Here is a 12,458-nt window from a genome sequence, read left to right as displayed (position 1 = left end):
CACCTACGTGACATGGCCCCGGTCGGCGCGGCCCGGCCGAGCACGAGAGGGATCCGACGATGCCTGAGCCTGCCACCGACCCGGCGACCGATACCTTCGTCGCCCACCGCAACCTGCTCTTCACCGTCGCGTACGAGATGCTCGGCTCGGCCGCCGACGCCGAGGACGTGCTCCAGGAGACCTGGCTGCGGTGGGTGAAGGTCGACCTGGGCAAGGTCCGTGACGCGCGTGCCTACCTGGTCCGCATCACGACCCGACAGGCGCTCAACCGGCTGCGCACCATGAAGCGCCGCAAGGAGGCGTACGTCGGGCCCTGGTTGCCCGAACCGTTGCTCACCGCGCCGGACGTGGCAGAGGACGTCGAGCTGGCCGAGAGTGTGTCGATGGCGCTGATGCTCGTCCTCGAGACGCTCTCGCCGACCGAGCGCGCCGTGTTCGTGCTGCGGGAGGCCTTCGACGTCAGCTACGAGGAGATCGCGGCCGCCGTCGACAAGACCCCGGCGGCCGTCCGCCAGATCGCGCACCGCGCCCGCCAGCACGTCGAGGCCCGCCGGCCCCGCCAGACCGTCTCCCCGGGCGAGGCCCGGGCGGCCCTGGAGTCGTTCCACCGCGCGATCGACACCGGGGATCCGCAGGGCCTCCTCGACGTGCTCGCGCCCGACGTCGTCCTCGTCAGCGACGGCGGCGGGGTCAAGCAGGCCGCGTTGCGGCCGATCGTCGGCGCCGGGAAGGTGGCCCGCATGTTCCTCAGCGGCCTCGGCAACGTCAAGGGCACCGTCACCGCCGCGCCCACCACGGTCAACGGCAACCCGGCGCTGCTCGTACGCCTGGACGGGGAGCTCGACGGCATCATGGCGTGCCACGTCGAGGACGGCCGCATCACCGGCCTCTACTATGTCCGCAACCCGGAGAAGCTCACCCACGTTCGGTCCGAGACCCCGCTCACGCTGCGATGAACACCTGCTCGGCGGTGGTACGTGATCTCGAAGTCGAGTCGCCAGTCGGCGCCGTCGCCGGACGCCTCCCACCGCGCGTCGATGGTGTCGCCGTCCGGGCTCAGCGTGCCGGTGAAGCGCTGGTGGAAACCGGGCACCTCCCGCCACATCCACCAGACGCCGTCGGCGAAGGTCATCCGGTGGACCGGTGCACGCCGCGCGCGTCCGCGTTCTCACCGTAGCCCCGCCCCGGCCCCCCGGCGGGACCGCGCCGACCGCACGGGAACGGGCCCCTCGCCGAGGCGAGGGGCCCGTCCGGGTCGCTCAGTCGAGCAGCTCGGTGACCGTGCCGGCGGCCACCGTACGGCCGCCTTCCCGGACCGCGAAGCCGAGCCCGACGTGCATCGCGATCGGCTTGCCCAGCTCCACCGACAGGTCGACGGTGTCGCCCGGCACCACCATCGTCACGTCCCCCAGGTCCACCGACCCCACCACGTCCGTGGTGCGGAAGTAGAACTGCGGCCGGTAGTTCGCGAAGAACGGCGTGTGGCGTCCACCCTCGGCCGTGGTGAGCGCGTAGAGCCGCGCCCGGAACCGCTGGTGCGGCGTGACGCTGCCCGGCAGGGCCACCACCTGGCCCCGCTGCACCTGGTCGCGCTTGATCCCGCGCAGCAGCACCGCGGCGTTGTCCCCGGCCTCGGCGTTCTCCAGCGACTTACCGAAGGTCTCCAGCCCCGTGGCGACCGTCGACAGCGTCGGGCCGAGGCCGACCACCTCCACCGCGTCGCCGACCCGCAACGTGCCCCGCTCTACGGCGCCCGTCACCACGGTGCCGCGCCCCGAGATCGTCAGCACGTTCTCGATCGGCATCAGGAACGGCTCGCCGAGCTCGCGCGGCGGGACCGGCACGTACCGGTCGACGGCGTCGAGCAGCTCCACGACGGACGACACCCAGCGCGGGTCGCCCTCCAGCGCCCGCAGGGCGGAGACGCGGACGACGGGCACCTCGTCGCCGGGGAACCCGTACTCGGACACCAGCTCCCGCACCTCGAGCTCGACGAGGTCCAGCAGCTCCGGGTCGTCCACCGCGTCGGCCTTGTTCATCGCCACGACCAGGTAGGGCACCCCGACCCGCCGCGCGAGGAGCACGTGCTCACGGGTCTGCGGCATCGCCCCGTCGAGCGCGGAGACGACCAGGATCGCGCCGTCGACCTGCGCCGCCCCGGTGATCATGTTCTTCACGAAGTCGGCGTGACCGGGCATGTCGACGTGGGCGTAGTGCCGGGTCGCGGTCTCGTACTCGACGTGGGCGATGTTGATGGTGATGCCCCGCGCGACCTCCTCCGGCGCCCGGTCGATGCCGTCGAAGGACACGAACCGGTTGACGGTGGGGTCGCGGTCGGCGAGGACCTTGGTGATCGCGGCCGTCAGGGTCGTCTTGCCGTGGTCGACGTGACCCATCGTGCCGATGTTGAGGTGCGGCTTCGCGCGCACGAACTGGCTCTTGGCCATGATGAGGACTCCACAGTGGGAAAGAAGGCTGGCGGACGACGAACGCGGGCGGGTGCCAATCCGCGACGAACCGCGCCAGAACCGCATGTCGCGACGTGCCCCGACCGGGGGCGGCGCCGCAACGTCGGGCCACCCTCCTCCGTGGGTTCTGCCGGAGCGGGAGGAGGGTCAGCCTCGGGTATCAGCCAGCCACGCGCACACGTCGGCGGCGCCCGGCAGGTGGACACCTGCGGGCGGCACAGAGCCGACGGTGCGGAACATGGCGATCACGGTAGCCAGGAACGCCCGGCGGCGCGATCGATATTCCTTCCCGCGCCGGCCCGCGGGCCCGGTCGCACCGGCCGCCGTCACCGGGGGTGTCCGGCCGCCGCGCGTCACCTCCGGCGCGGCACCCAGAACTCCACCTCCGTGCCCTCCTGCGGCTGGCTGTGGATCGTCGTCGTGCCGCCCAGGTCGGCGATGCGGCCCCGCATCGACTGGGCCACCCCGAGGCGTCCGGCGCGGGCCGCGTCGTCCAGCCGCCGCGGCGCGAAGCCGACACCGTCGTCGCGGACGGTCACCCGCACGCCGTCCCCCTCGTCCTCCAGCAGCACCCACGCGCGGGCGGTCGGGCCGGCGTGCCGGCCGACGTTGTCGAGGGCCGCCTGCACCGCCGCCGTCAGCTCCGCGGCGGGGCCCGACGGCAGCACCACCGGCTCCGCGGGCGCGGAGACCTCGACGACGGGGGAGGCCAGAGCGGTGAGCGCGGCCCGCAGGTCGACGTCACCGTCCGGGCGGGCCGCCGCCCCACCACCGGTGAGCAGGCTCCGCAGCGCGACCTCCTGCTCCCCGGCCAGCTTCGCCAGCCGCGAGCCGGTCCCGCCCAGCTGCGAGCCCTCCCGCTGGACCAGCGCCAGCACCTGGAGCACCCCGTCGTGGATGGGCCGGGCCAGCCGCTCCCGCTCCGCGGCCGCGGCCTCCTGCCGGATCAGCTCGGCCCGCTTGCGTTCCGCCCACCGCTCGGCGAGATGGTGGGCGACCCCGAGCCCGCCGATCGCGGCCCCCGCCACGAGGAGCAGCACCCCCGAGGTGGTGAGGTGGAACACCGGGTTGAGATACGAGGACACGGGCAGGCCGTCCTGCAGGTACGTCACCTGGACGGTCTGGAGCCCACCCACCGCCAGCACGCCGACGAGGGGACCGAGCACGGCCGGGACCGCGCCACGGGGCGCGAGCACCGGCGCGGCCGCCCCGGCGACCGCGGTGCCCGCCGCGGTGGCCAGGACGAGTAGGAGGAGCCCCGGAACGACGCGCTGCTGGTCGGCCAGCTTCTCCGGATGCCCCGTGGTGGCGGCGTACGCGATGAAGACCGCCGTCGCCGCGCCCGCCGCCAGCGTGGCGGCCGCGGCGACCCGCCAGCGCCCGGCGAGCGCGATGGCGCCGAGCGCCACCCCCGCGAGCGCGCCCAGCCACCGCACCGAACCCACGGCGCTGAGCGCGGTGTACGCCAGGATCAGCGGTGCCGCCACCGCCACCTGCGCGGTCGCGACCGACAGCGCCGCGGCCAGCGACCACCGCCCCGCGAGCGCCGCCAGCGCGGTCGCCAGCACGAGCGTGACCGCGCCGGTCACCGCGACGGTGACGTAGCTGTGGCGGTACAGGGCCGACCAGGTGACGTCGAGCAGCGCCGCGAGCCGCTCGGTGGTCAACAGCGACAGCGGAAGCGCCAGGCACACCGCCAGGCCGGCGGCGATGACCAACCGCAGCCGCCGCCACGCCCAGGGGCCCGGCTCGGGCACCGCGGCCTCGCCGCGGTCGCCGCCCCGCCCGAGTTCACGGACCACGGGCACGACGGCGGCGACAGCGACGGCGGTCATGACGGCGTGCCAGGCCGGCCGGGACGGATCCTGGTAGAGCCAACCGGGGCCGACCATCGCGGAGCCGAACAGGCGGGCCCCGGTCGCCAGCCCCGCCAGGGCGACGCCCGCCGCCGGCGCGCCGCCGCACAGCAGGGCCTGGGCGCAGGCGAGCACAGCCACCAGGGCCAGCGGGTACGCGGCGGACTGCGCGAGGGCCGCCACCGGCGGGTAGCTTCCCGTCAGGTTCGCCCACACATCGAGCACGGTGAGCAGCCCGGCCACCGACAGCAGGTACGGCCACCAGCGCAGCAGGCACAGACCCGCCACGGTGGCCACGATCGGGACCAGGGCGTGGACCAGCCCGTCGGCGTGGAACTCCGCCCGGCCCGGCGTCGCGATGAACGGCGGCGGTCCGCCGGCGTACTGGGGTGACGTCGCCACCGCCAGCAACAGGCAGCCACCCAGGCCGGCGAGGATCTCCCGCCACCGCAGCGTCGACACCATGCTCCAGATCATGACCGACACGCCGGCGCCACGCTGTCCGCCCGCCGGCCCCGCACCGGGGCGGGCGCACCGGGGTACGGCAGGCGGTCCGGCGGCCCGTCCGGGCAGTACTCGAAGTGCCACCACTCGTTGTCGTACCTGCGGTACAGGCCGTACCGCGCGCCGTGCCGCTCCAGCCAGCGCGCGCCCTCGGTGGGGCGCACGTCGACGGCGTCGCCCGCCACGTGGCGCGACTCGTGCGGCGGCAACGTCCACCGGGGACCGGCCGTCGTGGAGCCGATGCGCCGGACCTCCTCGGCGTACAGCGCCGCCTGCCTGGCGGCGTCCCGGTAGCCGCAGGTGAGACCGATCAGCTCCCCGTCGCGCCACAACGCCTGCGCGCGCGCCGCCTCGAACGCCGCCCGCGCCGCCGCGGTGAGGCCGGTCAGGTCCTCGGCGGGGAAGCGCAGCGTCAACGCCCACTGGCACGCCGTGTGCCGGGCGCGCCCGGGAGCGAGCAGGGCGGCCACCGGAGTGAGCAGGAGGGCCAGGAGCCGGGTGGCCGCCCGGTAGACGTGGTCGCGGCGGCGTACGGTGGGCACGATTCCGGCCCGGCGGCTGTCGTTCGGAGGCATGCCACCAAAGATCTTCGTCCCGGTGGCCGCCGGACGAGAGTGCGGATACCCAGCGCCGACGGGCCACCACTAGGTACCGGTACTCGCCTCCCGATCGAGATGCGGGAATTCACTGTGACCCGGGTCACTTTCGGTGAACTTTCACCTGCCGGTCACGTCCGGAGCACCCGGATACCTCTCGCGTTCACTAGGGAGAAAGATGCGGTCAGTTCGCACGTTATCGGCGCTGGCACTACTGGTGCTGGGCGTCTCGGCGGCGGCTCCGGGCGGCACGCCCGCGGCGGCGCAGCCCCGGGCCGCGAAGCCGGCCACCACACCCCCGGTCGCGGCCACAGCCCGGACGGTCACCCTGCTCACCGGCGACACCGTCCACGTCAGCACGGTCGACGGCCGCACCGCCGTCGACGTCGTGCCGGGCAAGGGACGCGAACGCGTCCCGTTCATCACCCACAGCGCCGGCGAGGACGTGCGGGTCATCCCCGCCGACGCCGTCGGCCTGCTCAACCGGGGCAAGCTCGACGCGCGGCTCTTCGACATCTCGACGTTGATCGACTTCGGCTACGACGACACGCGCGCCACCCTGCCGCTCATCGTCCAGCACCGCGACGCCGCCCCGACCGGCCTCACCGGCGCCCGGACCACCCGGCAGCTGCCCGGGGCGAGCGCCGTGGCGGAGAACCGCGCGGACGCGGTGGCCTTCTGGAACACCGTCACGTCGACCGCGAAAGGCACCGAGCGGCAGCTGCGGGCCGGGTTCGACAAGATCTGGCTCGACGGGCTGCGCCGCCCCACCCTCGACGTCAGCGTCCCCCTGACCGGCGCGCCGCAGGCGTGGAAGGCCGGCTGGACCGGCGCCGGGGTGAAGGTCGGCGTGATCGACACCGGTGTGGACCAGACCCACCCCGACCTGGCCGGCCGGGTCGCCGCCGCGGAGAACTTCACCGCCGACCCGGACACCCTCGACCGCGTCGGCCATGGCACCCACGTCGCCTCCACCATCGCCGGCACCGCCGCCGCCTCCGAGGGCCGGTACCGGGGCATGGCGCCCGACGCCACCCTCTACAGCGCCAAGGTCTGCACCGAGGTGGGCTGCCCCGAGTCGGCGATCCTGGCCGGCATGACCTGGGCGGCGCAGCAGGGCGTCAAGGTCGCCAACATGAGCCTCGGCGGCCCCGACAGCCCGGAGACCGACCCGATCGAGGCGGCCGTCACCGACCTCACCCGCCGCTACGGCGTCCTCTTCGTCGTCGCCGCCGGAAACGACGGCGCGGGCGGCGAGTCCACCGTGGACTCGCCCGGCAGCGTGGACGAGGCGCTCACCGTCGGCGCGGTCACCAAGACGGGCGAGCTGGCCGAGTTCTCCAGCCGCGGCCCGCGCGCGGGTGACGCCGGCATCAAGCCCGACCTCACCGCCCCCGGCGTCGGCATCGTCGCCGCCCGCAGCTCGACCTCTGACCTGTGGCCGGCCGAGAACCCGCAGTACACCAGCATGAACGGCACCTCGATGGCCACCCCGCACGTCGCCGGCGCCGCCGCCATCCTGGCGCAGCAGCACCCGGACTGGGGGCCGGAGCGGATCAAGTCCACCCTCATGGCAGCCGCGCAGCCGAGCGCCACCATCGGTGTCTACGAGCAGGGCGCCGGGTTCCTCGACGTCGCGCGGGCGACCCGCCAGAGCGTCACGTCGAGCCCGGTCAGCGTGGCGTTCGAGCGGACCACCACCGCCCAGACCCGCACCATCACCTACGCGAACAGCGGCTCCACCCCTCTCACCCTGGCCGTCTCCCTCGACGCCAGGGACGCCGACGGCGCACCGGCGCCGGCCGGCCTGTTCACCCTCACCGCTTCCTCGGTGACGGTTCCGGCCGGCGGCACGGCCACCGTGGGCGTGACCGTGCGGGCCGGCGCCGACCTGCCCGACCGCTACGTCGGCGGGCAGGTGACCGCCACCGGCGGCGGTACGCAGGTGCAGACCCCCGTGGCCCTCGACATCGCCCGTCGCCAGCTGACCCTCAAGCTCGTCGGGCCGGACGGCGGCGCGCCCACGCCCGAGCAGGGCTGGGTGACCGTCCTGACCGACCTCGACCGACAGACCCTCCTGGTGCTCGGTGACCCCACCGTCACGACGCACCGCGTCCGCGCGGGCCGCTACCTCGTGCAGACCTACCTGGAGACGTTCGGTTCGGACGCCTCGCAGATCACGTCACTGGTGCGCCCCAGCCTCGACCTCACCCGGGACCAGGCGCTCACCATGGACGCCCGCCTCGCCAAGCCGATCGCGGTGTCGGTGCCCAAGCCGAATGCCACTGCGGTCTTCCAGGAGTCCGGTTGGACGATCCGGACACAGCAGCCGCAGATCTGGGGCAGCAACGACCCGTACGGCGTGCTGATGAACGTCGCCTTCGACCGGGTACGCACCGCGCAGATCGGCGCCGGACGGACCCCCGGGTTCGTCTCCTACGTCAACGGCATGTGGGGCCAGGTGGCCGAGGACGGCCGCCTGCACAACAGCCCGTACGTCTACCGGGTCTACCTCTACGAGCCGGAGAAAATGATGACCGGCCTGACCCGCAGGCTGCGGGCGGACGACTTCGCCACGGTCCGGTCCCGGATCAGCGCGGACGTGGCCGACGTGCCGGTGTCGCGGCTCGCGGTCGCGCACGCCCCGGGCAACTCGCCGATCAGCCGGTCGAACGACGGGCGCCAGACCCCGCCGAGCTTCACCTACGACGTGCCGCGCACCATCACCGAGTACTACAACCAGGACAAGAAGGCGGTCTGGCAGTCGACCTCAGCCCAGCAGGGGTACACGTACTACCAGTCGCCGTGGACGAGCTTCAAGCCCGGACGCACGTACACGGTGACGTGGGCCAACGCGGTGGCCGGGCCGGTCTTCCCGGAGCCGAACTTCGGCCAGCAGTTCGCCACCCGCTACTGGGGTGACACCCTCGGCGGGCCGGGACCGCTGCACGGCGACGGCGCCGGGCACATGGGCTTCCGGCACGTCGTCGGCGGCAGCGTGCAGGTGGACCTCTACCGCGACGGCGTCAAGATCGGCGACGCGAACCAGGCCCCCTGGACGTGGGAGGTGCCCGCGGAGAAGGGCAGCTACCGGCTGGCCGCGACGTTCCGCAGCGACCCCGCGTTCACCCTGTCGACGGTGGTCGACGCCGAGTGGACCTTCACGTCCGCGCACGTCGGCGACGGCGACCTGGTGAAGCTGCCGATGACCGCCATCCGGTACACCCCGCAGCTCGACATCGACAACCGCGCGCCGGCCAACCGCCTGTTCCCGATCCCGATCTCGCTCGACCGTCAGGTCGGGGCGGCTCCGGCCCGGACCAGGACGTTGACCGTCGAGGCGTCCGTCGACGACGGCAAGACCTGGCGGAAGCTGCCCGTGCTGCGCACGGGTGAGAAGGCCGTCGCCTGGGTCCACAACCCGGCCGGCACCGGCTTCGTCTCACTGCGGTCCGCCGCGACGGACACCAGCGGCAACACGGTCAAGCAGACCATCATCCGCGCCTACCGCTACTGACGGTGGGCCCCGGGCGCGGCGCCCGCGGGCGCCGCGCCCGGGTCACCGGTGCCAGAGCAACCGGTCACGCACCCGCCGGGCCATCGGCGAGTCCGTCCCGTCGAGTTCGGCCAGGGCCTCGCTCCACGCCTGCCCGGCCAGCACCGGGTCCCCGTTGGCGGAGTGGAAGTCACCGATGGACACCAACACCTCGGCGGTGTGGTGCGGGGCCCGGGCGTCGCGGAAGGTGTCGATCGCCTGCTGCCAGGCCGCCATCGCGTGCGGCAGGTCGTCGATCATCGAGTACGTGTGCGCCAGCCAGGCCTGGGTGGTGCCCAACCCGTGCAGGTCGCCGAGGGCCTCGAACTGCCCTCGCGCCTCGACGAACATGCCCAGCGCCTCGGCGTGCCGCCCGAGCCAGCCCTGCGCGCGGGCGATGACCAGCAGGGCGTTGGTCGCCCCCCGCACGTTCCCCTCGGCGTGGAAGAGTTCCCGCGCCGCCTCGGCGTGCCGGATCGCCTCCTGGTAGCGCCGCTGGTCCAGCCGGATCTCGGCGATGTTGTTCTCCACGTGGCCCTGCTCGGTGCGCCGGCCGAGCCGGTCGAAGAGCGCCCGGGCGTGCTCCAGGTGCGACAGGCCGCGGTCCAGATCGGCCAGGAAGTAGCAGGCGCCCGCGAGGCTGCGGTGCGACAGCGCCTGGGCGACCGGGTCGTGCCCGGCCGCGGCGAGACCGGCGCTCACCGCCACCGCCCACGCCTTGAACTGCGCGGTGTCCTGGAAGTAGTTCTGCATGGCCAACGCGACCTGCCAGGCCGTGTCGGGCCGGCCGTGCTCCTGCGCCCGCGCGACGAGGTCGGTCAGCACCCGCTGCTCGGCGGCGAACCACGCCATCGCCTCGGCCCGGCCGGTGAAGGCGCGCCCGGTGACCCCCCGCGGGGACGGCCGCGGCGGCGGCAACGGCACCTGGGGAAGCAACGGAAGATGCGCCGCGTAAGCGCTGAGCTGGTAGTAGTCGTGGACACGCTGGACGGCGGCGGCGCGGTCGGCTCCGGCGTCGTGCTCCTCCCCGAGCTCCACGGCGTAGGCGTGCAGCAGATCGTGCATCCGCCACCGGCCCTCGCCGGGCTGGACCAGCAGGTGCGCGCCGAGTTCGGCGAGCAGGCCGCGGACGGCCCGCGGGGACACACCGGCCAGGGCCGCCGCCGCCTCCGTGCTCACCTCGCGGGCCGGATGCAGGGGCAACAGCCGGAACAGCCGGGCCGCCTCGGTGCTCAACGCCCGGTACGACCAGGAGAAGATCGCCTCCAGGTCGGCGTCGGCGTCCCCGAAGCCGGCCAGGCGACCCTCGGCCCCGGCCAGCTCACCGGCGACGGCGGGCAGGCTGAGCCCGGGCCGGCCGACGCTTCGGGTGGCGACCAGCGCCAGGGCCAGCGGGAGCCGTCCGCAGCGCGCGATGATCTCGTCGACGGCGGCCGGCTCGGCGGCCGCCGCGTCGCCGAGCCGGCGGGTGAGCAGCTCGCGCGCCTCGGCGTCGGTTAGCAGGTCGAGGTGCAGGGGGAACGCGCCGGCCGTGCCGGCCACGGCGGTGACCCGGCGGCGGCTGGTGGCGATGACGAGACTGCCGCCGGTGCCGGGCAGCAGGTGACGGATCTGATCCCAGTCGCGGCAGTTGTCCAGCAGGATCAGCATGCGGCGCTCGGCCAGGATGCTGCGGTAGAGGCCGGCCTGGGCGTGCAGCTCGGCCGGGATGGCGGTCGGCGCGACCCCGAGGGACCACAGGAAACCGCGCAGCACCTCGGCCGGTGTCATCACCGAGTCCCCGGAGTCGAAGCCGCGCAGGTCCGCGTGCAACTGCCCGTCGGGGTAGCGGGGGGCCAGCTGGTGGGCCAGGTGCACCGCGAGGGTGGTCTTCCCGACGCCCGGCATGCCGTCGACGACCAGCGCGCTGGGCGGTCGCTCCCCGGCCAGCAGCCGCTCGGCGGCGGCGATCACGTCGCGCCGGCCGGTGAAGTAGGGGTGGTCGGCCGGCAACTGGGCGGGCGGCGCGGCGCGGACCGGCGGCGCCTCGGGCGCCGCGCGGGCGGCACCAGCGGAACGGTCGGTGCCGGTCGGGGTGTCGTCGTGGAGCAGCCGGTCCCGGGCCGCCCGCAGCTCGGCACCCGGCCGGATGCCGAGTTCGTCGGCGAGCCGGTGCGCGATGTCGGCGTACGCGGCGAGGGCCTCGGCGCGCCGGCCGTCCGCGGCGAGCGCGAGCAGCAGCCGTGCCTGCAGCGCCTCGTCGAGCGGCTCCTGCTGGGCGGCCAGCCGGATCACCGGTAGCACCACGGGCACGCACCCGGCCCGCAGGGCGGCGTCGGTCGCGGCGCGCACGGCCGCGAACCGCTCGCTGTCGACGGCGACGAACTCCGGATGGGGTCGACCGTCGGGGTGCAGCCCGGACGCGCACCGGTCGCGCCACAGCAGAAGCGCCTCCCGGTACAGCTGCACAGCCGGCTCGCCGGAGGCGGCCGCGGCCCGGGCGACGAGGCGCCGGAAGCGCAGCAGGTCGAGCGACTCCCCGTCGACGCGCATCCGGTACTCGGCGCCGTCACGGACCAGCACCGTGCCCGCCGCCCGCGTCGGCAGGCCCGGCTCGAAGTGCCGCCGGAGCATCCCGATGTGCCGGTGCACCACGTTGACCGCGCTCGGCGGAGGGTCGGCGGGCCAGAGCAGGTCGACCAGCTCGGCGACGCTGGTGGCGGCTCCGGCGCGGGCGAGCAGCAACGCCACGATCAGCCGCTGCTGCCGGGTGCCCAGGTCGATCTCCGACGGGCCGCGCCACGCCCGCACCGGCCCGAGGACGGAGAACGAGAGCGGGCCGGTCACCGTGGTCCGATCCGTACGGGGCTAGTTGCCACGGCCCCGGAGCGTGGCAGGGCCCGCGCCCCGCGACGGGCGCGCATGGCGGCACTGTGAGCTGCGACTCAACCCGACGGGTGGTGCGTGGCTACGCCGCCCGCAGGCCGGTGCGCAGGGCGCGCAGCGCGTGGTGGGTCCGGGACTTGACCGTGCCGATCGGCACGCCCAGCCGCCCTGCGACCTCCTCCGCGGACCGGCCGACCAGGTACACCTCGGAGAGCAGGCTGCGCTGCGCCGGGCTGAGCCGACCGAGCGCGCGCCGGATGGCGTGCGACGCGAGGGCGCTGCCGGTGGTGTCGTCACCGGCGGGTATCCAGGTCATGTCCACGAGGTGGACCTCGGCCGGGCGGCCCCGCCGCAGCCGCACGCCGTCGATGACGAGCCGGCGGGCGACGGTGACGAGCCACCGGCGGGCGGCGTCGGGCTCGGTCGGCACGGAGTCGAGGTGCCGCCAGGCCCGCAGCATCGTCTCCTGGAGCAGGTCCTCGGCGGTCTGCCGCTGACCGTGGGTCAGCACGAGCAGCAGACGCAGCACGGCGCGGGCGTGGTCGGTGTGCAGCGCGGTCATGCGCTCGGCCCGGCCGGTCGTTTCGTCAGATGCCCGCAGCATGGTGTTTCCCCCACAGGCAGAGGCAATGGC

Annotated in this window: 8 protein-coding genes; 2 read left to right on the top strand and 6 right to left on the bottom strand. The window is 74.5% G+C overall.

What is annotated here, in order from left to right; all coding sequences use genetic code 11:
- The first annotated feature begins 59 nt into the window (after positions 1-59).
- The gene (locus SM573_RS27160) at positions 60-956 is read left to right on the top strand and encodes an RNA polymerase sigma-70 factor (protein ID WP_474614146.1); all 897 of its coding nucleotides are present in this window, start codon (positions 60-62) and stop codon (positions 954-956) included.
- Here SM573_RS27160 and SM573_RS27155 read toward each other — a convergent pair.
- The 4 genes from SM573_RS27155 to SM573_RS27140 form a co-directional block, all read right to left on the bottom strand.
- Positions 893-1,132, bottom strand: coding sequence for a hypothetical protein (locus SM573_RS27155; RefSeq protein ID WP_474617348.1), 240 nt, complete (start codon positions 1,130-1,132; stop codon positions 893-895). The genes SM573_RS27160 and SM573_RS27155 overlap by 64 nt on opposite strands.
- A gap of 127 nt (positions 1,133-1,259) precedes the next feature.
- Positions 1,260-2,447: an elongation factor Tu gene (gene tuf / locus SM573_RS27150; RefSeq protein WP_474617347.1), complete on the bottom strand. Its 1,188-nt coding sequence runs from the start codon at positions 2,445-2,447 to the stop codon at positions 1,260-1,262.
- A 374-nt stretch (positions 2,448-2,821) separates the two neighbouring features.
- Complete coding sequence (locus SM573_RS27145; RefSeq protein ID WP_474617393.1) at positions 2,822-4,801, bottom strand: sensor histidine kinase; 1,980 nt, start codon at positions 4,799-4,801, stop codon at positions 2,822-2,824.
- Positions 4,798-5,403, bottom strand: coding sequence for a D-alanyl-D-alanine carboxypeptidase family protein (locus tag SM573_RS27140; RefSeq protein WP_474617346.1), 606 nt, complete (start codon positions 5,401-5,403; stop codon positions 4,798-4,800). The genes SM573_RS27145 and SM573_RS27140 overlap by 4 nt, the downstream gene beginning before the upstream one ends.
- A 199-nt stretch (positions 5,404-5,602) precedes the next feature.
- Here SM573_RS27140 and SM573_RS27135 point away from each other — a divergent pair, with 199 nt between their 5' ends.
- Positions 5,603-8,941, top strand: a complete 3,339-nt coding sequence (locus SM573_RS27135) for a S8 family serine peptidase (RefSeq protein WP_474617345.1) — start codon at positions 5,603-5,605, stop codon at positions 8,939-8,941.
- A 42-nt stretch (positions 8,942-8,983) separates the two neighbouring features.
- Here the strand turns inward: SM573_RS27135 and SM573_RS27130 are convergent, their stop codons facing one another.
- Together SM573_RS27130 and SM573_RS27125 are read right to left on the bottom strand one after the other, a co-directional pair.
- Positions 8,984-11,785: an AfsR/SARP family transcriptional regulator gene (locus SM573_RS27130; protein ID WP_474617344.1), complete on the bottom strand. Its 2,802-nt coding sequence runs from the start codon at positions 11,783-11,785 to the stop codon at positions 8,984-8,986.
- Positions 11,786-11,906: 121 nt separating this feature from the next.
- On the bottom strand, positions 11,907-12,428 hold the full coding sequence (locus SM573_RS27125) for a sigma-70 family RNA polymerase sigma factor (RefSeq protein ID WP_474614152.1): 522 nt from the start codon (positions 12,426-12,428) through the stop codon (positions 11,907-11,909).
- Between the last annotated feature and the right edge of the window lie 30 nt (positions 12,429-12,458).

Source organism: Micromonospora xinjiangensis, from assembly GCF_056150165.1.
The sequence above is the reverse complement of the archived record's forward strand: the minus strand, read 5'-3'. Positions and strand labels throughout refer to the sequence as shown.

Excerpts from the sequence above, each read along its gene's own strand:
- SM573_RS27160 (WP_474614146.1), top strand. The coding sequence starts at position 60 with ATGCCTGAGCCTGCCACCGACCCGGCGACCGATACCTTCGTCGCCCAC.
- SM573_RS27155 (WP_474617348.1), bottom strand. The coding sequence starts at position 1,132 with ATGACCTTCGCCGACGGCGTCTGGTGGATGTGGCGGGAGGTGCCCGGT.
- tuf (WP_474617347.1), bottom strand. The coding sequence starts at position 2,447 with ATGGCCAAGAGCCAGTTCGTGCGCGCGAAGCCGCACCTCAACATCGGC.
- SM573_RS27145 (WP_474617393.1), bottom strand. The coding sequence starts at position 4,801 with ATGATCTGGAGCATGGTGTCGACGCTGCGGTGGCGGGAGATCCTCGCC.
- SM573_RS27140 (WP_474617346.1), bottom strand. The coding sequence starts at position 5,403 with ATGCCTCCGAACGACAGCCGCCGGGCCGGAATCGTGCCCACCGTACGC.
- SM573_RS27135 (WP_474617345.1), top strand. The coding sequence starts at position 5,603 with ATGCGGTCAGTTCGCACGTTATCGGCGCTGGCACTACTGGTGCTGGGC.
- SM573_RS27125 (WP_474614152.1), bottom strand. The coding sequence starts at position 12,428 with ATGCTGCGGGCATCTGACGAAACGACCGGCCGGGCCGAGCGCATGACC.